The sequence below is a fragment of the Polaromonas sp. CF318 genome, assembly GCF_000282655.1.
Taxonomy (GTDB): domain Bacteria; phylum Pseudomonadota; class Gammaproteobacteria; order Burkholderiales; family Burkholderiaceae_C; genus Polaromonas.
This window is the reverse complement of the sequence record NZ_AKIV01000045.1, coordinates 26,514-50,863: the sequence shown is the minus strand read 5'-3', so window position 1 is coordinate 50,863 and position 24,350 is coordinate 26,514. Positions and strand designations below refer to the sequence as shown.

Below are 24,350 nucleotides of genomic sequence, written 5' to 3'. Positions count from 1 at the left end.
TCCGTGAGCAAGATGTTTCAAGGTTTGCGAAGGTGTTACGCTTTCGCATGCATGACCCGCGAGAGCGTTTCTGATGGCCTATAACCTCAACGACCGCCCCGACCCGGACCAACTGCTCGAGCAGATCCGCGGTGAGGACGAGCGGGCCCGGCGCGGCCGGCTGCGCATCTACTTCGGCGCCAGCGCCGGCGTGGGAAAAACCTACGCCATGCTGAGCGCCGCGCAGCGCGAGCGCAAGGCCGGGCGCGATGTGTTGGTTGGCGTGGTTGAAACGCACGGCCGCAGCGAAACCCTGGAGCTGCTGGCCGGGCTGGAGCAACTGCCTTTGCGTGAGGTGGCCTACCGCGGCCGCACGCTGAAAGAATTCGACCTGGACGCGGCGCTGGCGCGCAAGCCGGCGGTGCTGCTGGTCGACGAGCTCGCGCACAGCAATGTGGAGGGCTCGCGCCACGCCAAGCGCTGGCAGGACGTGCATGAGTTGCTGGAGGCCGGCATCGACGTCTGGTCGGCCGTCAATGTGCAGCACCTGGAAAGCCTCAACGGCACGGTGGGCGCCATCACCGGCATACGCGTGCATGAAACCGTGCCGGACACGGTGCTGGACGGCGCCGATGAAATCATCCTGGTCGACGTCACGCCCGACGAGCTGATGGCGCGCCTGAAGGCCGGCAAGGTCTACATGCCGCAGCAGGCCGAGCGCGCGGCGCAGAATTTTTTCCGCAAGGGCAACCTGATCGCGCTGCGCGAGATCGCGCTCAGGCGCACGGCCGAGCATGTGGAAGACGACGTGCGCAGCTACCGCGTCGAAAAATCCATTGCCCCGGTCTGGAACACCGAAGGCGCCATCCTGGCCTGCATAGGCCCGCGCGAAGGGGCCGAGCAGACGGTGCGCACGGCGGCGCGCCTGGCCGGCCAGCTCAATGTGCGCTGGCATGCGGCTTATGTGGAAACGCCGCGCCTGCAGCTGCTGGAGGTCGCCAGGCGCGACCGTATCCTCGCCGTCATCCAGCTGGCCGAGGAACTGGGCGCGGCCACGGCGGTGCTGACCGGAAGCGATGCCGCTGCCGAACTGGTGGCGCAGGCGCAGCAGCTCAATTGCGCCACGCTGGTGGTGGGGCGCCCGCAGTTGCCGGGATGGCGTGCGCTGTGGGCCGGCTCCACCATGACGCGCCGGCTTGCGATGCTGGCGCCTACGCTGGACATTGTGGAGGTGGGCCGCGCCGACAGCGCGCGGCGGCTGGCGCGCGCCGTGCAGCGTTCCGCCGAGGATGAGGAGGCCGCGGCCTGGTGGGGCAAGCTGCCGGCGTACGCCTGGGCCGCGGCCGGCAGTGCGGCCATCACGCTACTGGCCCTGCCGCTGCTGGCTTACTTTGACCTGGCCAACATCGTCATGGTGTTCCTGTTGGGGACGGTTCTGGTGGCGTTGAAGTTCGGGCGTGGGCCGGCGGCGCTGGCGGCTTTCCTCAACGTGGCGGCGTTTGATTTTTTCTTTGTGCCGCCGCGTCTGTCGTTTGCCGTCAGCGATGTGCAGTACCTGGTGACCTTCGGCGTGATGCTGGTGGTGGGGCTGCTGACCGGGCAGCTCACGGCGGGCCTGCGGTTCCAGGCACGAATTTCGTCCGGCCGCGAACGGCGTGCGCAATCGCTCTTTGAACTCACGCGTGATTTGTCGGCGGCTTTGCTGAGCGAGCAGGTCGTGGAACTCGGCGAGGCGGCTGCGCAGCGCAACTTTGGCGGGCAGGCACTGGTGATGGTGACCGACAGCCACGATCAGCTGCTGCCGCCCGCGAAGCCGCCTGCGGATTTTGATGCCAGCGTGGCCGACTGGGTGTTTCGCAACGAACAGCCGGCCGGCCTGGCCACCGCCACCTTGTCGGCCCAGGCCTGGCACTATTTGCCGCTCAAGGCGCCCATGCGGGTGCGCGGCGTGCTGGCCGTCAAACCGGCGCAGCCGCGCTGGCTGCTGATTCCCGAGCAGATGCGGCAGCTCGAGACCCTGGCGCGGCAGATCGCCATCGCGCAGGAGCGCGTGCATTATGTGGAGGTGGCCCAGCAGGCGGTGGTGCAGATGGAGTCCGAAAAACTGCGCAACGTGCTGCTGGCCGCGATTTCGCACGACGTGCGCACGCCGCTGACGGCGCTTATCGGCCTGGCCGATTCCCTGCAGCGCACGGCACCGCCGCTGAGCGAAGCGCAGTCGCAGGCGGTGCGCGCCATCGCCGGCGAGGCGCGCCACCTGAGCGCGCTGGTCAACAACCTGCTGGACATGGCGCGGCTGCAAAGCGGCGCGGTGAACCTGCGCAGCGACTGGCAGTCGGTCGAGGAAATCGTCGGCTCGGCCATACGCCAGGCACAGCACGCGCTGGCCGGCCGGGCCGTGGTGACGGCGCTGCCGGCCGACCTGCCGCTGGTGGAATTTGACGCGGCGCTGATGGAGCGTGTGCTGGTCAACCTGCTGGAAAACGCCGCCAAGTACGGCAAGCCGCCCATAGAGATCAGCGCCGAGGTGACGGACACGGCCTTGCTGCTGACGGTGCGCGACCATGGGCCCGGCCTGCCCGCGGCGCTCAAGGGCCGCGAGCACGAGCTGTTTGAAAAATTCACGCGGGGCGAGGCCGAGTCGGCCACACCGGGCGTGGGCCTGGGCCTGGCCATCTGCCAGGCGGTGGTGCAGGCGCACCGTGGGCAGATCGCCGCAACGAGCCTGCCGCAGGCGGCCGGCGGTGGTGCAGAATTCAGCATCACCCTGCCGCGGCGCCCGCCGCCACCGGGCCTGCCCGAACCCGCCTGATTACCGTCCATGTCTCAGCCCACACCCGTCGCCGTCGTCATTGAAGACGAGCCGCAGATACGCCGTTTTGTGCGCGCGGCGCTGGAGGCCGAAGGCTGGCAGGTCTTCGAGGCCGACAGCGCCCAGCGCGGGCTGACCGAGGCCGGCACGCGCAAGCCCGACCTGCTGGTGCTGGACCTGGGCCTGCCCGACGGCGACGGCCTGGAGGTGATCCGCGATGTGCGCGGCTGGTCGGCGGTGCCCATTGTCGTGCTCTCGGCGCGCACCGACGAGGCCGACAAGATCGCCGCACTGGACGCCGGCGCCGACGACTACCTGACCAAACCCTTTGGCGTGGGCGAGCTGCTGGCCCGGGTGCGCGCCAACCTGCGCCGCCCGCGCGGGGCCGGCGCGGACGGCACGCCCGAGGAGCCGCTGTTCAGCTTCGGCGAGGTGGAGGTGGACCGCCAGGCGCGCCTGGTGCGGCGCGCCGGCGTGGAGGTGCACTTGACGCCCATCGAATACCGCCTGCTCACGGTGCTGGTCGGCCATGCCGGCCGGGTGCTGACGCACCGGCAGCTGCTGCGCGAGGTCTGGGGCCCCTCGCATGCGGGGCAGAACCACTATTTGCGCATCTACATGGGCCATTTGCGCCAGAAGCTCGAGGCCGACCCGGCCCAGCCCAAACACCTGCTGACGGAAACCGCGGTGGGTTACCGGCTCTGGGTGGGACAATAAGCCGCGATCCAGCCGCCCGGGCTGGCCCCTAAAGTACACCGCCCATGCAAGACCCCCTCAAACCCGGCGCTCCCAAACCCGTGGGCGCCGCCGTTCGCATTCCCAAAGCCGCCGCGCCGGCCCTCGCACCGGGCGCACCCGCCGCCACCGTGCGGCTGAACAAGCGCATGGCCGAACTGGGCCTGTGCTCGCGCCGCGAGGCCGACGACTGGATCGCGCGCGGCTGGGTGCGCGTGAACGGCGCGCCCGCCGTGATGGGCCAGCCCGTGGCCGTGGACGCGCGCATCGAGGTCGACCGCCAGGCCGAGCAGCAGCAGCGCCTGCAGGTCACCATCCTGATCAACAAGCCGGTGGGCTATGTCAGCGGCCAGGCCGAGGACGGCCATGAACCGGCCGTGGCGCTGGTGCAGCCGCAAAACCGCTGGCGCGAATGCAACAGCCGCATGCGCTGGGGCCACGAACAGCTGCGCGGCCTGGCGCCGGCCGGCCGGCTGGACATCGACTCCATAGGCCTCTTGGTGCTGACGCAGGACGGCCGCATCGCGCGCCAGCTGATAGGCGAAGACTCCGAGATCGAAAAAGAGTACCTGGTGCGCGTCAGCTACGGGCCGGAAACGGTCAACGTGCAGTCGGTGTTTCCGCCCGAAAAACTGGCCTTGCTGAACCACGGCCTGAGCCTGGACGGCCAGGCGCTGCGGCCGGCCAAGGTGTCCTGGCAAAACCCGGAGCAGCTGCGTTTTGTGCTCAAGGAGGGCAAAAAGCGCCAGATCCGCCGCATGTGCGAGCAGGTGGGGCTGTTTGTGACCGGGCTCAAGCGCGTGCGCATAGGCCGGGTCAACCTGGGGCATCTGCCGGTGGGCCAGTGGCGCTATCTGGCGCCGCACGAGCGGTTTTAAGGCCCTTTAGCCTTGCTGGCGGCGTGGCCGGTAGTAGTGCCCTGTCCTACCCGCACGCGCGCCAACGGACGGCAGCGTTTGCCCGGCCGCGGCCTAAAGTGGGTTTCATGGCACTGATTACCTATCTGGTCGAAGACAACGACATCGTCCTGGAAAACCTGATGGAGGCGCTCCAGGAGATCGCCTCTGTCCGGGTCACGGGCCATGGGGCCACCCAGGCCGAGGCCAGCCAGTGGCTGAGTTCGCACGACGGCGAGTGGCACCTGGCCATCGTCGACCTCTTCCTGAAAGAGGGCAACGGCCTGGGCGTGCTGGCGGGCTGCCGCAGGCGCGAGCCCTACCAGAAGGTGGTGGTGCTCACCAACTACGCCACGGATGAAATCCGCCGCCGCGCCGCGGATCTGGGCGCCGATGCGCTGTTCGACAAATCCAGCGAGCTGGACGACCTGTTCGCCTACTGCGCGGAACAGTCCTCCCATGAAGCGGAGCCGGAAAACCGGCAGGCCCAGCTCCTGGCGGTGTCGCGCCTGCGCGCGGCCGCGGCGCCCCCGGCCCCGCGCGGGACGCCGCCGGGCTCGCGGGGCTGATCCGGCCGGCCTTGCCGCGTCGCCAGCCGGTTTTATTTGCCATGGGCGCGCAGGCGTTTGCCCTTGCTAAACCGGCGCTGGGGAAAGTAAGCTGCGCCCAGGATTCATAAGAACGGAGGGACGCCTGAATGCACGCTTGCCATGCCGCCCGGGTTTTTGCAAAACACTTGTTGGCCCGCGCGGCCCTTACCTGCGGCCTGGCCTTGGCCGCCGGCGCCGCGCAGGCCCAGGCTGAAACGCCGGCGCAAGTTTCGCCGGCCGTGGCCGCGCAGATCGATGCGCTGGTTGCCGAATACGTTCCGGGCGCGCTGCCGGGCCTGCAGCTCGCGGTCGGCAAGGGCGGCGCTGTGCTGTATACGCGCGGTTACGGCGCGGCCGACGTGCGCGCCGGTGTGCCCATGACACCCACCACGCCGGTGAAGATAGGCTCGGTCACCAAGCAGCTCACGGCGGCCGCGCTGCTCAAGCTGCAGGAGCAGGGCAAGCTCTCGCTGGCGGACCCGCTGTCGCGCTGGATTCCCGAGCTGCGTTACCAGCCCGACCCCAGCATCGCCCAGGTGATGCAGATGGTGGCGGGCATTCCCGGCGCCGAGAAAGACCCCGACGACCTGCTGCTGGACGGCATGCCGGCCGTGCTGCAGGAGCCGCCCCTCAGCCGGGCGAGGCTGTTCGCCAACATGCAGGCGACGGGCCTGTTCGCCGCGCCGGGCACGGCTTACGACTATTCGAATGCCGGCTACACCGCGCTGGGCCGCGTGATAGAGCGCGTCAGCGGGCAATCACTGGAAGCGGCCTTCACGCAGCTGCTGTTCAAGCCCGCGGGCATGGCGGCCTCCTACCTGCTGGGTTCGCAGCCGCGGCCCGGGATCGCGGTGGGCCACTACCGCGTCAAGCCGGGCGACGCCTGGCGTGTCTGCCCCGACCTCAATTCGGGTTTTGACGCGACCGGCGGTGTGGTCTCCACCGCGTCCGACATGGTGCGCTGGAACGGCGCGCTCAAAAGCGGCGCCGTGATCTCGGCGGCCAGCCTGGCGCGCATGCGCACGCCGGCCGCGCTGGGCGGCGGCAAGTTCGCGCCCATAGGCATGGGGCTGGCGGCGCTGGGCGGGCCGGGCAGTTACGGCGCGGCGGGGCAGACGGTCAGCTTCGCCGCGGCCAACGCGAGCTACGGCAGCGGCTACGACGTGATCCTGCTGGCCAACGGCAGCAACACGGTGGGCGACGCGGCCTACCCGCGTTTTGTGCTGGCCGCGCGCATCCACAATGTGCTCAATCCGGGTGCGCCCGAACCCGTGCCGGCGCTGCCGCCCAGCGGCGGGATCGTCGAGCCGGCCGCGCCGGCGGAGCTGTTCAGCCTCTGTAAATAAGAATAAGCGCGCCGCAACATTCGCTGGCGCGCGCGGGGCCCAGCCCCCACAATCGGGGATGCCTACACCCGAGCAGCCCGGCGGCGCGCCACCTTCTTTCCCCGGCGGACTGCTGCCCACCTGGCTGCACGTTTCCGACGTCCAGGGGCTGGCCCAGCTCGCCACCCAGGCCACCCTGGGCGTCACGGGCCTGGCCGAAAGCGTGCAGGGCAATGTCTACAAAGCCGTCGCCAGGCCCTTCGGCCCGCTGGGCGCGAAGTTCATCGACCGCATGCCGGGCGGCAGTGGCGTGCGCGCCCGGGGTATCACCGGCTTGGTCTATGGCGGCATCAAGGGCGTGACGCGGCTGGCCGGCGGCGCTGCCAACGCGCTGCTGTCGCGCGCGGCGGTGCCGGCAGACCAGCGCCCCTCGACGCCGCAGCGCGAGGCCATGCTGTCGGCGTTGAACGGTGTGCTCGGTGACCGCCTGCAGGAGACGGCCAACCCGCTGGCGATTTCCATGCGCTTGCGCTCTGCAGGACTGCCGCTGCTGCTGGAGCCGCAGGCGCTGGCCGGGCGGCTGCCGGGTGTGACCGGCAAGCTGCTGGTGATGTTGCACGGCCTGTGCATGAACGACCTGCAGTGGAACAGCGATGCGCCGGCCGGCGGCCACGGCGAACAGCTGGCGCGCGAACTGGGCTACACCCCGCTCTACCTGCACTACAACACCGGCCTGCACACCTCGGACAACGGCGAGCAACTGGCCGGCCTGCTGCAGCAACTGGCCAGGGCCTGGCCGCGGCCGGTGGAAGAGATCACGCTGCTGGCACACAGCATGGGCGGCCTGGTCGCGCGCAGCGCATGCCACCAGGCGGCCGCGGCCGGCTATAGCTGGCCGGCGCAGCTCAAGGCCCAGGTGTTCCTGGGCACGCCGCACCACGGTGCGCCGCTGGAGCGCCTGGGCAGCTGGGTGGACGGCGTGCTGGGCGGCAACATCGTGACCAAACCCTTCGCGAAGATCGGCCAGCTGCGCAGTGCCGGCATCACCGACCTGCGCCACGGCAACCTGTTGCGTGCCGACTGGCACGACGCGGGGCGCTTCGAGCGCGGGCCGGACGCGCGCCAGCCCGTGCCCTTGCCGGCCGGCGTGGCCTGCTACACCGTGGCGGCCACCACGCTGGCGCCCGGCAAGGGAGCCATGGTGGCGGTGCGCGAGGCGCTGGCGCGCAAGATGGTGGGTGACGGCCTGGTGTCGCTGGACAGCGCGCTGGGCCTGCATGCGGACCCTGGCCGCTGCCTGGCCTTTCCGCCCGAAAACCAGTGGATCGCGCAGGGCATGAACCACATGGAGTTGCTGAGGCGGCCCGAGGTCACGCGGCAACTGGTGCGCTGGCTGGGCGGCCGGCCTTCCTAGCGCTTGATGGTGTTGCCGCGCATTCGACGAATGCGGGGCCGGGCGCCGTTAGCGAGTGCTCACCACGAAATCGTCAATTCAACCGGTTCCAGGGAATGCATGGGCTTGCCCGCCACTACGGCCAGGCGGTTGCCAGCGGAATCGGGCACGGTGTTCATGCGCTGCGTCTGGCCGGCTTTGCTGGCTGAAGCGCTGGCAATGGCTTTGACGTCCACGGTGGCCGGGCAGCTGATACGCAGGATTCCGGCATTGCCGTCAGGCTGCCCGCGATGGGTGCAGCGATGGTCTGCCGTCACGGCTTCACTGAAAGTGCGCAGCACGATGGTCACGTCAAAGGAGCCGGAAGCCGTTTGCGCCTGGGCCGTGCCGTGAAGCCCCAGCAGGGACTGGCTGGAGATGGCAAGGATAAAAGCAAGCTTGAGGGTCTTCATGGCGCAACTCCTTCAAAAGGATGAGCTGTTGCGATCCATGCTAGCGAATCTGATAATTTGAAGCAATTGGTAAAATTAACAATAAATCTGTTAATTGGTGATTTTTCACACAAATCGCCCCTTAAATTTGATTTCTCTTTCAGATTGATAGTTTTGGCAGGACGTTTTCGCAATAAAACAGGCGTTTTATCAGTTTAGCGGCAGCGAAAAGCGGCAAAAATACCGCGCCGGGGCGACGGCCTGTCGGCGTGTTGAATGCCCGGAGGGGGCGTTCAGCCTAGTAAGTGATGGTGACGGTCACCCCGGTCTGGGTGGCGGTGCAGGTGCCCGTGGAACAGGTGCCTGCCTGGCCGGCCGCGATGCTGCCAGTCACGGTGTAGGGCTGGGCGAAGCCGTCGCCTGTCGCACCTGCGCCGCTGAGCGCCAGGGTGTAGTTCAGGCCCAGCAGCGTGCCCGAGGTCGGCGAGAGCGCCAGGGTGTAGCTGGTGCCCCGGGTGCAGTCCACCGTGAAATTCATGGTAGCGGTCTGCGGTGCAGCCACAAAAGAGGTGTAGTTCAAGGTCAGCGTGGACGGGGAAATCGCGCCGGGAGCCAGATTGCCGGTGGCGACCTGGCCCACGAAGCACTGGGCAATGATGCTGACCGTGGGCGTGAAGCTCCCGGTTGCGACGACAGCCCCGGCGGTGGTGAGCTGAAGGCTGGTGATGAAGGCCTCGTCAAAGATACCCGCGGTGTTGCCGGTTTGCCCAGCGGGAACGCGGAAATCGTAGGTCAATGCCACGCTGGCGCTCAGGGCGGCGCCGAAAGTCAATGTCCCGTTCACGCGCCCGATGCCGGTATTGATCCAGTCGGTGGTGGTTCCGCTCTTGTAGATGTTGACGTCCAGCCGGTTGGCGTTGGTGGTGGTTCCGCCATGACGGAAAACCCGGCGGGTGAGGCCTGTGCGGCTGCCGTAGTCAATGCTGACCCAGTAGGTCGTGCTGGTGGGGTCCGTTGACAGCCGCGTGCAGTTCACGGTGATGGTACCGCTGGCATTGGCGTTGGCCGCCTGCCCGTTGGTGTAATTGAGATTGACCGACGTGGTGGTGAGCGTGCATGTGATGGCAGCCTCAGCCTGCAGCGCGCAAGTGCACAGCAGGGCGGCCAGGGCGAAACGCAGCGCGTAAGAGACACTCATCGATGACTCCGTGATATCGCCCAGGCACTTTGCAAGTGCGACGACTGTTATCTCGTGATGGTAACGTCTTGTAGCAGTATCGTGAATGGTGTCGTTTTGCGCCGTTTTCGAAGGCCCAGGCGCTGCAAATCCGTGACAAAAGTCACACTGTGTGGGCCGATGGGCTGCCCAGGTGCTAGCGCGAGGCCTTGAGGCGGAGGCCGCTCAATAGCTAATGGTCAGGGTCCGCGTTTGGGGTGCGCTGGTGCAACTGCCCATGCCGCAGGTGCCGGACTGGCCGCCCGGGATGCTGCCGTTGATCGTGAAATTCTGCGGAAAGCCCGTCCCGGTCTGGCCGGCGAGGGTGCTCAAGGCCAGGTTGTAAGTGAGCGTGAGCAGGGTTCCCGTCGTCGCGTCCAGCGCCATGGTGTAGGTTTCGCCCAGGGTGCAGCGCACGGCATAAGCCGAGCTGGCCGTGGCGGCGGCGGCCTGGAATGAGGTGTAGTTGAACTGGATGTTGCCGGGCGGTGTGCTGAGCAGGCAGACGGATTGGTTGTTGATGCTCACGGGGAAGGTGGGAAAGACGTCCGTATTGTTGTTGGGGCCGTTGTCGTAGCGCAGGCGCATGGTCACGGTGTCGGTGAAGATCTTGGCGTTCTTGTTGAGCCCCGCCGCAATCCGGCTGTAAAAGACGTGCGTGACGCTGGCCGTCAGGGCGGTGCCGAAGTTGATGGTTCCCGCGAAGTCCGTGGCATTGGTGTAGCCCCATTCCCCTGTGCCCGGCGCCGTCCTGAAGAGGTCGTAGGCCATCTGGTTGGCCGTGCCGGTGCCGTTTACCGCCTGGTTGCTGCTTCCGGCGCCCGGGTTGAAGCCGTCGTCGGCCCGCAGGGTGTAGGCCGAGGTGGTCGGGTCCGTGGGGCCGCGCGAGCAATTGATGGTCACGGTCCAGGCGCCGTCCGTGGGGTTGGGGTCGTTCTCAAAGTAGACCATCTGCACGGGTGTCGCGGTGGCGTTGCAGACCAGCGCGGCCATGGCCGGTGCCGAGCCCAGCAGGGACAAGGCCGCGGTGGCGAGGCGCCAGGGGTTGAGGGGGTTCACGGTTTGACTCCTGAGCAGTGGACAGGGCCCACGCGGGTGATGTCTTCCAGGCTGCCGGGCGGTAGCTCGACGGTAAAGGTGCAGCTTGCGCCATTCCATTTCAGGCGCAGGCTGTTGGTGGTTTGCAGGCCGGTGACGAAGGCTTCACCGCGCCGGGCGACAAAAAATTCCTTCTTGTCGCCGACCAGTTCGATCTCGGCGCCGGCCGGCGCGGGCTCGCCGCCGTCGAGCACGATGCGTATCAGGGCACCGCGGCCCGAGCGCACGGGAAAGCTGATTTTGACGGCGCCGCGCAGCGCCGGCACGGCCTCCCGCTCGATGGAGTCGAGTTCGGCGCTGATGGGTAATTCAGTGGGATCCAGCCGCACGCTGTTGCGCTGGAAGGGCAGCAAGCGGGGCAGCAGCGCGACGCCGTCCTTGTCCGTGCGGGTCAGCGTGCTGCCCTGAAAGCCCACGCCCACGTTCGCATAGCCCGGCACCTCGACAATGGCGAAGCTGTCCTGCACCCGGCGTGTTGCGAAAACCTGCCCGTCGGCCGCGACCATGCCGCCTATCAGGCCCAGGCGCAGGTTCTGCTGGGTCTGCCCCGCGCTGACGTCGGCTGAAAACAGGCCTTTGCTCCCCTGGTAATAAGCGCCGCCCTCGGTGTAACCGCCATCGGCGCGCGAACCCAGCGCCGTGCGCCAGCCCCAGCCGGTTTCGGCGCTCAGGGCCCGGCTGGCGTTCACATAACTTTCGGTGGTGCCGCTGCGGTTGGTGACGCCGGAGGCAATCGTGACGCGGTTCTCCAGCGGCACGATCAGGGTCGCGCCCACCGAGTTGCCGGTGGAAATTCCGCTGAGCCGCGTGGCGCTGAGCGTCAGGGCGCTGTGCGGCCCGAGCCGCACGGTGTAGTTGAGGCTGAGGGTGTCGAGTTTGCCGATGTCGTAGTTGTCAAAGCTCGCATAACTGAGGTTGAAGGCCCCGAACTTGTCGGTACTGTAGCTGTAGCTGGCGGTGGTTTGCAGCCGCGGCAGCGGGCTTGCCGTGTCTATGCCCAGTTGCCGGTAGCCGCGCGAGGCGCCTTCCGCGCTTAGCGAAACGCCGTGGCGCAAGCCGGTGCGCTCTATGCCGACCAGCCAGTTGTGGCCGCGGCCGGCGGTGTCGCTGCGGCTGAAGGACATCGCGGTTTGCCCCAGCATCTGGAAAGGCAGCTCGTAGCTGGCGCCCGCGCCCACGCGCGCCAGGGGCCGGGACCATTCACCGTTGGCCTCGACGGTGATGCTTTTGGTCAGGCCCTGGCGCCACAGGCCCGACACAAAGCGCGGGCCGTAGTCGGCGTTCTCAGTTCCCAGCTGGTTGCGTATGGCGCCGGCCTCGAAGCTCCAGTCGCTGAGGTTTTCTTCCAGCAGGTTGGCATTGCTGAAAAAGGACTGGGTGATGACGGTCTCGCGGCCCAGGATGTCGCGCACCACCACCCGCGCCTCGCCGGCGCCTGTCAAGGCCGGGAAGTTGTCGATGCTGAACGGGCCGGAGGGGACCTTGGATGTCTGCCGCAGTGCGTCGTTGACGTACAGCTCCACGGTGCTGGGCGCGGCCGACAGCCCGGTGACGGTCGGGATGGGCTGGGTGACAAAGCCGGGCTGCAGGGAGAAATTTTTCGCGAACTGCACGCCGCCGAAATAGACCGACCGCCCCGAAATACCGGTGCGCGTGCTGCTGTCACCCAACCGCAGGGTGCTGTTGGACTCCAGGAAATTGCGCGTATAGGTGGTTTCCAGCCGCCGCCACGAGGCCTTGAGCGTCGGGTCCTGGCTCACGAGGTTGCGGCCCACGTAACTGCTGGTCAGCAAGCCCCACTGCCCTGAAAACCCAAACTCGGTCAAGGCGCCCAGGTCGCGGGCCGTTGTGGTGCCGCTGATGGCGTCACGGTTGTGGCTGGTGAGGTAGTTCAGGTCGTAGTTGGCAAAGAAGGCCGGGATGGACGGCGACAGCGGGGGCCGCATGGCCGACTCCTGCGTCAGGCGCACGGCATTGAAAGCCGAAGGGGAAAACACCAGGTCCACCGACTGGTCGGCAAAATTCAGGCGCGCCTCGAAGCCCGGGATGGACGAGAGGGCGTACCAGCGCTGGCCCTGGAAATCGATGTCCTGCGCGCTGGGGCGGCGGTTCAGCCGCCATTCCTCAAAAGCGTCCTCGGGCGCATACAGGATGCCGTTGCGCTCCAGCAGGGTCCAGACCCCGCCCTTGGTGCTGTTGATGAACACTTCCAGCGGAAGCAGGCGGTCGTTGGCGGCGCGGGCCGCGGGCGGCGCATTGGATGAGGCCGCCACCTGCGCCTGCGCCGGCAGGCCATAGCAGAGGACGGCAATGGCTATCGCGAGGGGATGCTTTCGTAGAGCCCGTCTACACCTCATGGAACAAGGCGCTCCCCTCAGGGAAGCGCGATACTGGTCGTCAGGCTTTGTCCGTCGTCAAAGGTCACCACTAGTTGGGCCTGGCCTGCAGTCAAGGGTTGCTCGCCCTTGAGGTTGACGGTTTTACGGGCGCCCGGAAGGATATAGCTGCCGCCTTCAAAACGGGCCAGTGTTTGCGGGCCGCGGGTCACGACGGCCTCGCGTATTTGTGCATAGGCTGAGCCGGTATTGCTGCACTGCAAACTCAGGGTTTTGGGATCCGCGAGCTGATTGGTGCAATTGACTTCGCGCTTAGCTGCCGGCGGGGTGATGAACACCGGCATGCTCAGGGCCAGCGCAATGGGAACCTGGATGCCGGCTGCGGGCAGGGCTTCGGGCACCTCGCGGATGATCATGCGGTAGGTCAGTTGCCGGCTGGCGTCGGCCGGCTTTAACAATGCCAGGCGGACCACCTGGCGAGCCTTGGGCGCCAGCTTGATGATGGGCGGCGCCAGGATCAGGTCTTCCGTGAGCACCAGTTCATCAGTGCCGTCGGGTTTCTGGCTCCAGGCGTTGATGTCGGCCTGCAGGACGACCTCGGTGTCCGCTTCGTTGGTCAGGGTGACGGCGATCGCGCGGTCGCGCGGTGTCATGTAGAGGCGTACGGGGGTGACGGAAAACACGCCGGCCGTGACGACGGCCCAGGGCGCCAGCAGACTGAGCAGGAGAGCGTAGGTGACGAGGCTGCTTCGGCGCGGAGGGACGTTCATCCCTAGAAGGATACCAGCATCTCGATAGATTTCGGTTGATTGCCGGCATGGGCGAGGCGCACGGCCGTAAGCGTTCCGCGGACGTCCTGGAAGCGCAAGCGGGCCTGCTTTTCAATCTCGGTGGCTTCCGGGCCCATGGCATAGCGCCGGCTTTCGAATTCCCAGCCGTCGTCGGCCTCATCGCCCGCCGAGGCCTGGCGCTGGTCATCCAGCCGGCAGGCCATGCGGGAACCCGGGTCGTTGCGGGACGCCTCGCTGCGGCAGTAATCGGGCAGCAGGGAGTCGCGCGTGGGCCGGTATCCGGGCATGAACCGGGAGTTTGCCAGGGCGCTGGCGTTGCGGACCTGGACGATATTGACAAAGACGTTGGAGTTGCAACTGACCTGCACTGAGGCGCCGCCGCTGCCAGAGCCCGTGGCGCTGGTGCAGGCGTTGGTGGCGGGGTCGCCGCCGTTCAGGTGGATCTGTACGCCGAACTGGCCGCCGGCGGTGCCGGAAAAGCTGCAAACGCCGGCCGAAAGCAGTGAAACACCGAGAGCCAGCTTTGCAAGCGAGCGCATCGGTGTTGCCATGATCCGGGCCTTGAGCGTCAAGATCCGCTTAGTACGTGATCGTCAGGGTACGGGTCTTGTTGGTCGCAGCGGTGTTCGAGCAGGCGCCGCCAGCGGTGGCGCACTGGCCGGCCTGGCCAGCTGCCATCGAACCGGTCACGCTGTAGGCTTGCGCGTTGCCGTTGCCGGTGCCGCCCGTTGCACTCAGTGCCAGGGTGTAGGCAAGGTCAACGGCATCATCGGTCACGGAGGTGGAATCCAGCGCCAGGGTGTAAGGCAGTGTTTTCGTGCACTGGATCGTGAAACCGCCAGCGGTGGTGTGTGCCTGGGCTGCTGCCTGGAACGAGGTGTAGTTGAACACGACGTCAGAGGTCTTGACGTATTTGCAGGCGCTGGTCAGGTTGATGGTGACATCGAACTGTCCAGTGGCCGTTGCTGCTTGAGCAGGCACGGAGGCGATAGCGGCAAGGCCGAGGGCGATTACTAAAATAAGCTTTTTCATGACTGTTCTCCGGGTGAATGAACGAGTTAACGGGGGACAAAATGTGAAGGTGAGTGAACTGTAACTAGGTATTTCTGAAAAACGCACATTTGTAACCGTAACAGAGCACCGGAGTAGGGAATTTATCACGTCAACTCGTTGAAAAGATTGGATTTATTCATATATTAGTCCAAAAGAATTACACGTAACAAAGGTAAATACGACCAGTAGGGCTGGTTATTTTCCGCAGAAATAACGAGTTGGTAACAGATTTGAAACAACTATGACCCAGACCATGCAAAAACAAACCCTTTCCTTCCAGGCCGAGGTGGCGCAGCTGCTCAAGCTGGTCACGCACTCGCTGTACTCGAATCCCGAGATCTTTCTGCGCGAGCTGATTTCGAATGCGTCGGATGCCTGCGACAAGCTGCGCTTCGAGGCGCTCAACGACGCTTCGCTCTACGAGAACGATGCCGAACTCAAGGTGCGCGTGAGCTTCGACAAGGCCGCCAATACGCTGACCATCACCGACAACGGCATTGGCCTGTCGCAGCAGGAAGCCATCGACAACCTGGGCACCATCGCCAAGAGCGGCACGCGCGACTTCATGGCCAAGCTCTCGGGCGACCAGAAGAACGACGCGCAGCTGATAGGCCAGTTCGGCGTGGGTTTTTATTCGGGCTTTATCGTGGCCGACCGCATCACGGTGGAAAGCCGCCGCGCGGGCCTGCCGGCGGGCCAGGGCGTGCGCTGGAGCAGCGACGGCACCGGCGAGTTCGAGGTCAGCGAAATCGAGCGCGCCGAGCGCGGCACCAGCATCATCCTGCACCTCAAGGAGGACTCGCTCGACTACCTCAACGCCTGGAAGCTCAAGGGCATCATCAACAAATACTCCGACCACATCTCGCTGCCCATCCTGATGCAGAAAGAGGAATGGAAAGAGGGCGAAAACGACCAGCCCGGCGAAATGGTGACGACCGGCGAGTGGGAAACCGTGAACCAGGCCGCGGCCCTGTGGACGCGCGCCAAGAAGGACATCACCCAGGACCAGTACGATGAGTTCTATCGCCAGCTCAGCTACGACAGCGAGGCGCCGCTGGCCACCACGCACAACCGCGTGGAGGGCTCGACCGAGTACACGCAGCTGCTGTTCATCCCGGCCAAGGCGCCCATGGACATGTTCAACCGCGACAAGGCGGCGGGCGTGAAGCTGTACGTCAAGCGCGTCTTCATCATGGACGACGCCCAGGCGCTGATGCCGACCTATCTGCGCTTCGTCAAGGGCGTGGTGGACTCGTCGGATCTGCCGCTCAATGTCTCGCGCGAACTGCTGCAGGAAAGCCGCGCCGTCAAGGCCATTCGCGAAGGCTGCACCAAGCGCGTGCTGGGCATGATCGAGGACCTGGCCGCCAACGATGCCGACAAGTTCAAGAGCTTCTATGCCGAATTCGGCGCCGTGCTCAAGGAAGGCCTGGGCGAGGACTTCGCGAACCGCGACCGCCTGTCCAAGCTGCTGCGTTTCGCCTCATCGACCACCGACACGGTGAGCGTGGGTTTTGCCGACTACAAGGCCCGCATGAAGGAAGGCCAGGACGCGATTTACTACATCACCGCCGACACGCTGGCCGCCGCGAAGAACAGCCCGCAGCTCGAGATCTTCCGCAAGAAGGGCATAGAAGTGCTGCTGATGGCCGACCGCGTCGACGAGTGGGCGCTCAACTACCTGCACGAGTTCGACGGCACGCCGCTGCAGTCGGTCGCCAAGGGCGCGGTGGACCTGGGCAAGCTGCAGGATGAGGACGAGAAGAAGGCCGCCGAAGAGGCGCAAACCCAGTTCAAGCCCATCCTCGACAAGCTGAAAGAAGCGCTCAAGGACAAGGCCAAGGACGTGCGCGCCACCACGCGCCTGGTCGACTCGCCGGCCTGCCTGGTGGTGCAGGACGGCGACATGTCGACCCAGCTGGCCCGCATGCTCAAGCAGGCCGGCCAGGCCGTGCCCGAGGTCAAGCCCATCCTGGAGGTCAACGCCCAGCATCCGCTGGTGAAAAAGCTCGAAAGCGGCGAGCACTTCGACGACCTCGCGCACATCCTGTTCGACCAGGCCCTGCTGGCCGAGGGTGGCATGCCGAATGACCCGGCGGCCTATGTGCGGCGGGTGAATGCGCTGCTGGTGTAAGAACCTGGTCAACCCCAAAAAGCCCGCCATGCGCGGGCTTTTTTCTGCGCCTTGTCGTCTACACCACCAGCGGCGTTTCCTGCATGGCCTCGGTCTGCTCTTCGAGCATGTCGACCTGGCCCTTCCAGTAGTCACTGGAGCCGAACCACGGGAAGTTGATGGGGAAGATGGGGTCGTGCCAGCGCTGCGCCAGCCAGGCGCTGTAGTGCACCAGGCGCAGTGTGCGCAGTGGCTCGATCAGCGCGAGTTCGCGCCGGTCGAACTCGCGGAACTCCTCATAGCCGTCGACCAGCGCGCCCAGCTGCCGGGTGCTCTGGGCGCGGTCGCCGGAGACCAGCATCCATAAATCCTGCACGGCCGGGCCGCTGCGGGCGTCGTCGAGGTCGACAAAATGCGGCCCCGCCAGCGGCAGGCCTTCGGGTGTCCACAAAATATTGCCGGGGTGGCAGTCGCCGTGCAGGCGCAGGGTGCGCACGTCGCCCACGCTCTCAAACACGGTTTGCGCCACCAGCATGGCTTCGTCAAAGGCCTTGCGCCAGCGCGATTCCATGTCCAGCGGGATGTAGCCGTGGGCGCCTTTCGCGCTGTGGTCGCCGCCCAGCAGGATGTCGCGCGGGCCGAAGCCGAATGTCTGCAGGTTGAGCGCCGGTCTATGGACAAACGGTTTTGCGCTGCCCACGGTGTGGATGCGCGCCAGGAAGCGGCCTATCCATTCGAGCACCTCGAGGTTGTCGAGCTCGGGCCGGCGCCCGCCGCGGCTGGGCGAGACGCTGAAGCTGAAGCCGCCGAAATGGTGCAGCGTGGCGCCTTCCAGCACCAGCGGGCCGACCACCGGGATTTCGGCGGCCATCAGTTCGGCGGCGAAAGCGTGTTCCTCGATGATCTGCGCGTCGCTCCAGCGGTCCGGCCGGTAGAACTTGGCGACCACCACGTCGCCGGCCAGCTCGGCTTCGCCCACCGGGCTTTCGAGGTGCACCTGGTAGACCCGGTTTTCATAGCTGGACAGCGCCATCAGGCGGCCGTCGCCCAGCAAGCCCACGCTGGCCAGCGCGTCCAGCACGCGGTCAGGGGTCAGCGTCTCGTACGCATGCAGCGCAGCGCTGGCGGGGGCTTGGCTTTTCTCGGTCATGCACCGATTGTCGGCGCAGTTGCCGGGCCCAGCCAGCCGGGGCTTGTAAATGGCTGTTCCCGTGAAGCGCTTTTCAGGGCAGCAGGATGTGGCCGGTGCGCGGATCGCCCTTGCCGGCGAGCACCTCCTGGTACACCGCCTGCAGGGCCGCCCGGCCGGCGTGCCGCTGGGGGCTGAGCCAGGGCGGCCGGGCGCCGGTTACTTGCCGGGTGAAGTCCTGCCAGGCTTGCGCCAGCTTGCGGCCGAAGGCTTCCGCACCCCAATCGGCAACGCGCTTCTTGACCTGGGCCGGCGCGAAAAACAGCACTGGCCTGGGGCCCGGCAAATCCCGGCTGCCGCCCTTGGCCGCGAGCTCGTCGACATGGGTGCCGCCTATGGAGCAGTTGTAGCGCAGCTGGCCGAAGCGGCTGTGTATGCGCTGGCGCAAAGGGGCGCTGCCCGCGAAATCGACATAAATGCAGGGCGTGTCGGCGGCCAGGCTGTCCAGCTGTTCATAGCCCAGCACGCGGCTGTAGCAGCCCAGGCTTTCACAAAAAACCGTGTTGCCCGGCGAGGTCAGGCCCACGACCGCCAGGCCCGGACGCCTGGCAAGCTGGAAGGCCGTGCCGTAAGCGGTCTTGCTCGACGCGCTGGACAGCAGCAGGGTCGTGCCCCCGCCGAAAAAATCGTTGTCGGCCAGGAAATCGTCGATCAGGAAAGAGGTGATGAACAGCGGGCGCAGCAGCGACTGCACGTCTTCGGTGGCGGCGTCGTAAAACGGGTCCGTGGCGCAGCGCATGTACTGGTTGTAGACCACCGGCAGCGCCTGCCGGTGAGCAGCGCCGTCAAAAAAGCCCGCGGGCGTCACGCGCGCGGGCTGCGCCACCACCTCGCTGCCCATGGGGTAGTAACCGTAAAACTTTTCCCCCACGGCGACTCCCTCGCATTGCGATTCCGTCACCACGGCGAAACCCCATACCGGGATGCAGCCCCAGCCCTCTTCACCGGTCGGGAAGAACTGCCAGTAATTCATGGCCTCGCCAAAGGCCGCGTAGGTGATGTTGTTGGATGTGAGCGCGAACGACTCGATGGCCAGACGCACCTGGCCGGGTACGAGCGCAACCAATGCGGTGGCTTGCCAGCGTGCTTCGGTGAGGGCGTCTTTTCGGACCAGGAAAGTGGCGGGGGCTACGGTGTTCATGCGCCACACCGTAAATGAAACGGCCCGCCGGTTCAACACCGGCGGGCCGCATTCGCGACACCGAGGCCTGATTACTTCAGGGTAATGGTCACGTCAATGTTGCCGCGCGTGGCGTTGGAGTAAGGGCAAACCTGGTGCGCTGCGTCGACCAGGGCCTGGGCGGCGGCGCGGTCCATGCCGGGCAGGGTCACGTCCAGGCGCACGGCGATGCCGTAGCCGTTGGGGATCTTGCCCAGGTCAACGCTGGAGTCGATGGACACGTCGGCGGGCACGTCGATCTTCTTCATGCCGCCCACGGCCTTCATGGCGCCGATGAAGCAGGCTGCGTAGCCGGCCGCGAACAGCTGCTCGGGGTTGGTGCCGGTGCCCGAGGTGCCGGGCGAGCTCAGGGTGACGTCCAGGCGGCCGTCGTCGGTCTTGGACTTGCCGTCACGGCCGCCGGTGGTGTGAGCGTGGGCGGTGTAGAGAACTTTTTCGAGCGTGGTCATGGTGGCTTCCTTTGGAAAATACCCCGGTGCGGGGTGGGTTAAAAATCGGTGAGAACGTGAAAGGGATCAGGCCGTGAGGCGCTTGCGGAAAGACTGCACTTGCTGCGTCAGCGACACCAGTTCGGGAATCGAGCACTGGGTGGCGCTCAGGATGCAGCCCGGGATCCTGGCGGCCTTGTCCTTGAGCTTGCGGCCCGCGGCCGTCAGCGTGATGTGCACGCGGCGCTCGTCCTGCACGGCGCGCAGGCGCGAAACCAGCCCGGCTGTTTCCATGCGCTTGAGCAAAGGGGTCAGCGTCCCCGAATCGAGGTACAGCCGCTCGCCCAGCTCGGACACGGTAAGGCCGTCCTGCTCCCACAGCACCAGCATCGCGAGGTATTGCGGGTAGGTCAGGCCCAGCTCTTCGAGCATGGGCTTGTAGAGCTTGGTCATGGCCAGCGAGGTGGAATACAGCGCGAAACACAGCTGGTTGTCCAACTGCAGCATGGCGTCCACGGAGTCGGTTTTGTTTGGCATGGCTAAATTGTAGCTCACAATTAAATTGTGTACAAGTTAATTTCTTGGAAGGTGTTTCAAAGCCTCAAACCCGCCGGGGCATGCGCCAATAGAAAAAGGCTTCAAAACCGAAGTTTTGAAGCCTTTCGTGCTTTGCTCAGCGCGGGGCTGAGTCAGCTGGGTTACAGGGCTTAGTAGCCGCCGCGGCCGCCACCACCGCCACCGTAGCCGCCACCACCGGAACGGCCGCCACCGCCGCCGTAGCCGCCACCGCCGGAGCGATCGCCGCCACCGCCGTAACCGCCACCACCGCCGCCGAAGCCGCCGGTACGGGGAGGACGTGCCTCCATCGGACGGGCTTCGTTCACGGTGATGCTACGGCCGCCCAGGGACTGGCCGTTCATGCCGGCGATTGCGGCTTGTGCTTCGGCATCGCTGCCCATTTCGACGAAACCAAAACCCTTGGAGCGACCCGTGTCGCGCTCCATCATGACTTTGGCGCTGGTAATGGAGCCGAAGGCGCCAAAAGATTGTTGCAGGTCTTCGTCGCGGACCGTGTATGGCAGATTGCCGACGTAAAGTTTATTGCCCATGGGGACTCCTAAAAACACATAAAAACAAAGCGATGGGGTCCCGAAAGCACAACAAACTCAAAAGTAACGCCGTAGCGCGCGAAACTGACCGATCACCAACTTGTGCGGGTGTTTTGAACACCCGTACTGCTCGATTATGCGCCCATAAGTGCCAAAACCCCTTTTTTAGTTTTTCTTGCGCTGGTTCTTGCATCTTCTCCCCCGGAGAGGGCGTCATCAAAAGGGCTTTGCACCGGCGTAGGCAGGGTCTTGCAGCACCCCCACTAAACTTGGGGCCATGCAAATCTCCAGCTCCGCGCGCGCCGCAAAACCTTCCAAAGGCGCCGCAAAGCCATCTCCTGCCGCGCAAGTGATTGAAGAGCTGCGCCCCGGGCAGTCCATCGAGCTGCTCAAGGAACTGCACATCCTCACGCGCGAGGGCAAGCTCAACCAGGACACGCGGCGCAAGCTCAAGCAGGTTTACCACCTGTATCAGTTCATAGAGCCCCTGCTCAGCGAGGTGGCGGCGCGCAAAGCCGGCTTCACGCTGGCCGACCACGGCGCCGGCAAGTCCTACCTGGGTTTCATCCTGTACGACCTGTTCTTTAACGTGGCGCACGCGGGCGAGCCCATGGACGGCCATGTCTACGGCATAGAAACCCGCGCCGAACTCGTCGACAAATCCCGCAGCCTGGCCGCGCGCCTGGGTTTTGCGCGCATGTCCTTCCTGAATTTGACGGTGCAGGAGGCCACGACGTCGGCCGAATTGCCGTCCACGGTGGACATCGTTACCGCGCTGCATGCCTGCGACACCGCCACCGACGATGCGATTGCCTTCGGCCTGGCCAAAGGCGCGCGCCACATGGTGCTGGTGCCCTGCTGCCAGGCCGAGGTGGCCGGCGTGCTCAAGAAAAGCCGCGCCTTGTCGCTGGCCAAGACCCCGTTGGCCGAACTCTGGCGTCACCCGCTGCACACGCGCGAATTCGGCAGCCAGATCACCAACGTGCTGCGCTGCCTGCAGCTCGAAGCCAATGGCTACCAGGTCACCGTCACCGAACTCGTGGGTTGGGAGCATTCGATGAAGAACGAGTTGATCCTGGCCAGCCGCCCCGCCCAGCCGCAGGCCGGCAAGACCCGCGCGGCGCAAGCACGTTTGCGCGAGGTGCTGGATGAACTGGGACTGGGCGAACTGACGGCGCGCTTTGCCGTCCAGGCCGAGCCGGCCTAAGCCTGGGGCGTAGCCTCGCTGCGGCGTTCCGCGGCCAATTGCCGGATATTCGCAATCAGTCCCTGCTGCGCGGGCGTGGGCGCCATGTCGGCGCGCAAGGTCAAGCCCACCAGTTCCTCGGTGCCCGCCATGCTGACGGGCAATTGCCGCAGCATGCCGCTGTCCAGCTCGGGCCGCACCGCGCCCAGCGGCGAGACCCAGACCGCATCGCTTCGCAGCGTGTAGCCGCGCGCGATGGACACCGACAGCGTTTCAATGCTGCGCGCCGGCAGGGCCAGGCCGCGCGAAAGGAAAAAGCCGTCCGCCGTGTGGCGTATCGCCGTTCCCTGCGTGGGCAGGATCACCGTAAAGGCCTGCAGCCCGGCCAGTACATCAGCTTTGAGCTCATCCTGCGCCAGCAGCGGATGGCCGGGCCGCACCGCCAGCACCAGCGGGTCGGCATACAGGTGCTCAAAACTCAGGCCCAGCATATGGGCCGGCTCGGCGAAGCGGCCTATGACCAGATCCAGCTCGCGCTGCCGCAGCCGCGCCAGCAGCTCGGGGTTGGCACCCGTGTGTATGCGCAGGCTGGTGTGCGCGCCTTCCCCTTGCTCGGCATCCTGGCGCAGCAGCAGTTTCGGCATCAGCCAGGGCGCCACCGTGGGCAGCACGCCTATCGCGACCACGGCATTGCCCTGGCGCCGCGTTTGCGCCACGCTGGCCACGGCCTCGCGCAGCGCGCTGACGCTGGCGCCGGCATGGCGCAAAAAGGCCTCGCCCTCGCGCGTGGGCACCGCGCCGCGGCGCCCGCGCTCAAACAGCCGCACGGCCAGCAGGTCTTCGAGCTCTTTCAACGTCTTGGAGACGGCAGGCTGGGTGACAGCCAGCACGTCGGCCGCCTTTTGCAGGCTGCCGTGCTGCGCCACCGCCAGGAAGCACTGCAAATGCCGGTACTTGATGCGTTCATCAACCATGGCGCGATTTAACCACCATCGGCAAGTTTGGTTATGGATAAAGCGAAAAAATCTCAATATACATAACCAATCTGAGAGATTAAAGTCATCGCTGCACCGGAAACCGCCCCAAAAGGCGTCCAGGCCGCCCCATCTGACCCACGGAGACACCCCCATGAAACCCGACCTGAGCAACAGCTTTCTCGCCCCGCGCGACTGGACCAGCCATTCGCCGCACATCTACCCCGGCTACAAGTCCACCCTGTTGCGCGGCCCCAAGCAGCCGCTGGTGCCCATCAAGCAGGCGCTGGCCCAGCTCAACGCGCCGGTCTACGGCGTCGAACAATTCGGCCCGCTGGACAACGACCTCACCAAAAACGCCGTCATGAACGGCGACCCGCTGGGCGAGCGCATCATCGTCACGGGCCGCGTGACGGACGAAGACGGCCGGCCCGTGCGCAACACCCTGGTCGAAGTCTGGCAGGCCAACGCCGCCGGCCGCTATGTGCACAAGGTCGACCAGCACGATGCGCCGCTGGATCCCAACTTCCTGGGCGCCGGCCGCTGCATGACCGACAACGAAGGCCGCTACAGCTTCAAGACCATCAAGCCCGGTGCCTATCCCTGGGGCAACCACCCCAACGCCTGGCGGCCGCAGCACATCCACTTCTCGCTGTTCGGCGACTACTTTGCGAGCCGCCTGGTCACGCAGATGTATTTCCCCGGCGACCCGCTGCTCAGCTACGACCCCATGTACATGGGCGCACCCGACAGCGTGCGCGAGCTGATGGTCTCCAAATTCAGCCTGGACGTGACCCAGCCCGACTACGCGCTCGGTTATGTGTTCGACATCGTGCTGCGCGGCCCCAAGGCCACGCGGTTTGAATAAGCGGCGGAAAGACACCACCATGAGTCAGCTCAAACAAACCCCTTCCCAGACCGTCGGCCCCTTCTTTGCCTACGGCCTCACGCCCACGCAATACGGCTACGACCTCAAAAGCCTGTTCACGCCCGTGCTGGCCCAGCCGAACGCCAAAGGCGAACACATACGCATCACCGGCCAGGTGTTTGACGGCGCCGGCAACGCCATCATGGACGCCATGGTCGAGATTGCCCAGCCCGACGGCAGCGGCCAGCCCATCACCTCCGTGGCCGATGCTGAAGCGCGCGGCTTCACCGGCTTCGGCCGCTGCGGCACCGGTACCCTGCCGCAAAGCCATTACGAGTTCTTCACCGTCAAGCCCGGTGTGGCTGCGGCGGGGCAAGCACCCTTTATCAACGTCTGCGTGACCATGCGCGGCCTGCTGGTACACACCTTTACGCGCATCTACTTTGAGGATGAGGCGGAAGCGAACGCCAAGGATGCGGTGCTGGCCAGCGTGCCGGCCGCGCGGCGTGCCACCCTGGTCGCCAAACGCGAGATGACGGGGGCCGGGCCCCAGTACCGCTTTGACATCCATATGCAGGGTGACAAGGAGACGGTGTTTTTCGACCTCTGAAGGCAGAGGGCTGTCAGGTCCTCGCGTGGCAGGCCGGC

Annotated in this window: 23 protein-coding genes; 10 read left to right on the top strand and 13 right to left on the bottom strand. The window is 65.8% G+C overall.

Annotation, left to right across the window (positions count from 1 at the left end):
* The first annotated feature begins 73 nt into the window (after nt 1-73).
* The 6 genes from PMI15_RS06905 to PMI15_RS06880 all read left to right on the top strand — a co-directional run bounded on the left by PMI15_RS06905 (nt 74) and on the right by PMI15_RS06880 (nt 7,751).
* Nucleotides 74-2,791 carry a DUF4118 domain-containing protein gene (locus PMI15_RS06905; RefSeq protein ID WP_007865705.1) on the top strand — a complete coding sequence of 906 codons (2,718 nt, stop codon included), beginning with the start codon at nt 74-76 and terminating at the stop codon, nt 2,789-2,791.
* 9 nt (nt 2,792-2,800) lie between these two features.
* On the top strand, nt 2,801-3,508 hold the full coding sequence (gene kdpE / locus PMI15_RS06900) for a two-component system response regulator KdpE (RefSeq protein WP_007865703.1): 708 nt from the start codon (nt 2,801-2,803) through the stop codon (nt 3,506-3,508).
* A 44-nt stretch (nt 3,509-3,552) separates the two neighbouring features.
* Complete coding sequence (locus PMI15_RS06895; RefSeq protein ID WP_007865701.1) at nt 3,553-4,404, top strand: pseudouridine synthase; 852 nt, start codon at nt 3,553-3,555, stop codon at nt 4,402-4,404.
* A gap of 107 nt (nt 4,405-4,511) precedes the next feature.
* Complete coding sequence (locus tag PMI15_RS06890) at nt 4,512-4,991, top strand: response regulator (RefSeq protein WP_007865698.1); 480 nt, start codon at nt 4,512-4,514, stop codon at nt 4,989-4,991.
* A 167-nt stretch (nt 4,992-5,158) separates the two neighbouring features.
* Nucleotides 5,159-6,358, top strand: coding sequence for a serine hydrolase (locus PMI15_RS06885; protein WP_036837820.1), 1,200 nt, complete (start codon nt 5,159-5,161; stop codon nt 6,356-6,358).
* Between the two features lie 58 nt (nt 6,359-6,416).
* On the top strand, nt 6,417-7,751 hold the full coding sequence (locus PMI15_RS06880; protein ID WP_007865695.1) for a triacylglycerol lipase: 1,335 nt from the start codon (nt 6,417-6,419) through the stop codon (nt 7,749-7,751).
* A gap of 59 nt (nt 7,752-7,810) precedes the next feature.
* Here PMI15_RS06880 and PMI15_RS06875 read toward each other — a convergent pair whose 3' ends face one another.
* The 7 genes from PMI15_RS06875 to PMI15_RS06845 all read right to left on the bottom strand — a co-directional run bounded on the left by PMI15_RS06875 (nt 7,811) and on the right by PMI15_RS06845 (nt 14,634).
* Entirely contained in the window at nt 7,811-8,182 is a 372-nt protein-coding gene (locus PMI15_RS06875) for a hypothetical protein (protein WP_007865693.1), read from the bottom strand.
* Nucleotides 8,183-8,459: 277 nt separating this feature from the next.
* The gene (locus PMI15_RS23970) at nt 8,460-9,359 is read right to left on the bottom strand and encodes a spore coat protein U domain-containing protein (protein ID WP_007865690.1); all 900 of its coding nucleotides are present in this window, start codon (nt 9,357-9,359) and stop codon (nt 8,460-8,462) included.
* 204 nt (nt 9,360-9,563) lie between these two features.
* Nucleotides 9,564-10,436, bottom strand: coding sequence for a spore coat protein U domain-containing protein (locus PMI15_RS23965; RefSeq protein ID WP_007865687.1), 873 nt, complete (start codon nt 10,434-10,436; stop codon nt 9,564-9,566).
* Nucleotides 10,433-12,748, bottom strand: a complete 2,316-nt coding sequence (locus tag PMI15_RS06860) for a fimbria/pilus outer membrane usher protein (RefSeq protein ID WP_238541087.1) — start codon at nt 12,746-12,748, stop codon at nt 10,433-10,435. The genes PMI15_RS23965 and PMI15_RS06860 overlap by 4 nt, the downstream gene beginning before the upstream one ends.
* Before the next feature lie 101 nt (nt 12,749-12,849).
* The gene (locus PMI15_RS06855) at nt 12,850-13,581 is read right to left on the bottom strand and encodes a molecular chaperone (protein WP_007865677.1); all 732 of its coding nucleotides are present in this window, start codon (nt 13,579-13,581) and stop codon (nt 12,850-12,852) included.
* A 2-nt stretch (nt 13,582-13,583) separates the two neighbouring features.
* Complete coding sequence (locus PMI15_RS06850) at nt 13,584-14,174, bottom strand: hypothetical protein (protein ID WP_238541086.1); 591 nt, start codon at nt 14,172-14,174, stop codon at nt 13,584-13,586.
* Between the two features lie 7 nt (nt 14,175-14,181).
* Nucleotides 14,182-14,634, bottom strand: coding sequence for a spore coat protein U domain-containing protein (locus PMI15_RS06845; protein ID WP_007865671.1), 453 nt, complete (start codon nt 14,632-14,634; stop codon nt 14,182-14,184).
* Nucleotides 14,635-14,908: 274 nt separating this feature from the next.
* Here PMI15_RS06845 and htpG point away from each other — a divergent pair, with 274 nt between their 5' ends.
* Nucleotides 14,909-16,789 (top strand): molecular chaperone HtpG, encoded by a 1,881-nt coding sequence (gene htpG, locus PMI15_RS06840; RefSeq protein ID WP_036837835.1) that lies wholly within the window; start codon nt 14,909-14,911, stop codon nt 16,787-16,789.
* Between the two features lie 58 nt (nt 16,790-16,847).
* Here the strand turns inward: htpG and PMI15_RS06835 are convergent, their stop codons facing one another.
* From PMI15_RS06835 to PMI15_RS06815, 5 genes are all read right to left on the bottom strand, one after another.
* The gene (locus PMI15_RS06835; protein WP_007865667.1) at nt 16,848-17,918 is read right to left on the bottom strand and encodes a serine/threonine protein kinase; all 1,071 of its coding nucleotides are present in this window, start codon (nt 17,916-17,918) and stop codon (nt 16,848-16,850) included.
* 73 nt (nt 17,919-17,991) lie between these two features.
* Complete coding sequence (locus PMI15_RS06830) at nt 17,992-19,098, bottom strand: DUF2855 family protein (RefSeq protein WP_007865664.1); 1,107 nt, start codon at nt 19,096-19,098, stop codon at nt 17,992-17,994.
* A 71-nt stretch (nt 19,099-19,169) separates the two neighbouring features.
* Complete coding sequence (locus tag PMI15_RS06825; RefSeq protein ID WP_007865659.1) at nt 19,170-19,586, bottom strand: organic hydroperoxide resistance protein; 417 nt, start codon at nt 19,584-19,586, stop codon at nt 19,170-19,172.
* Nucleotides 19,587-19,652: 66 nt separating this feature from the next.
* Complete coding sequence (locus tag PMI15_RS06820; protein ID WP_007865656.1) at nt 19,653-20,102, bottom strand: MarR family winged helix-turn-helix transcriptional regulator; 450 nt, start codon at nt 20,100-20,102, stop codon at nt 19,653-19,655.
* A 170-nt stretch (nt 20,103-20,272) separates the two neighbouring features.
* Nucleotides 20,273-20,674: an RNA-binding protein gene (locus PMI15_RS06815; RefSeq protein ID WP_007865653.1), complete on the bottom strand. Its 402-nt coding sequence runs from the start codon at nt 20,672-20,674 to the stop codon at nt 20,273-20,275.
* A 277-nt stretch (nt 20,675-20,951) separates the two neighbouring features.
* On the opposite strand from PMI15_RS06815, the gene PMI15_RS06810 reads away from it, so the two are divergent.
* Nucleotides 20,952-21,881, top strand: a complete 930-nt coding sequence (locus tag PMI15_RS06810) for an SAM-dependent methyltransferase (RefSeq protein WP_007865651.1) — start codon at nt 20,952-20,954, stop codon at nt 21,879-21,881.
* On the opposite strand, the gene pcaQ is transcribed toward PMI15_RS06810, so the two are convergent.
* Entirely contained in the window at nt 21,878-22,834 is a 957-nt protein-coding gene (gene pcaQ / locus PMI15_RS06805) for a pca operon transcription factor PcaQ (RefSeq protein WP_007865649.1), read from the bottom strand. The two genes, PMI15_RS06810 and pcaQ, sit on opposite strands and share 4 nt — an antisense overlap.
* A gap of 154 nt (nt 22,835-22,988) precedes the next feature.
* On the opposite strand from pcaQ, the gene pcaH reads away from it, so the two are divergent.
* Both pcaH and pcaG read left to right on the top strand, forming a co-directional pair.
* Entirely contained in the window at nt 22,989-23,702 is a 714-nt protein-coding gene (pcaH, locus tag PMI15_RS06800; RefSeq protein WP_007865644.1) for a protocatechuate 3,4-dioxygenase subunit beta, read from the top strand.
* A gap of 19 nt (nt 23,703-23,721) precedes the next feature.
* Entirely contained in the window at nt 23,722-24,312 is a 591-nt protein-coding gene (pcaG, locus tag PMI15_RS06795) for a protocatechuate 3,4-dioxygenase subunit alpha (RefSeq protein ID WP_007865643.1), read from the top strand.
* The last annotated feature ends 38 nt before the right edge of the window (nt 24,313-24,350 follow it).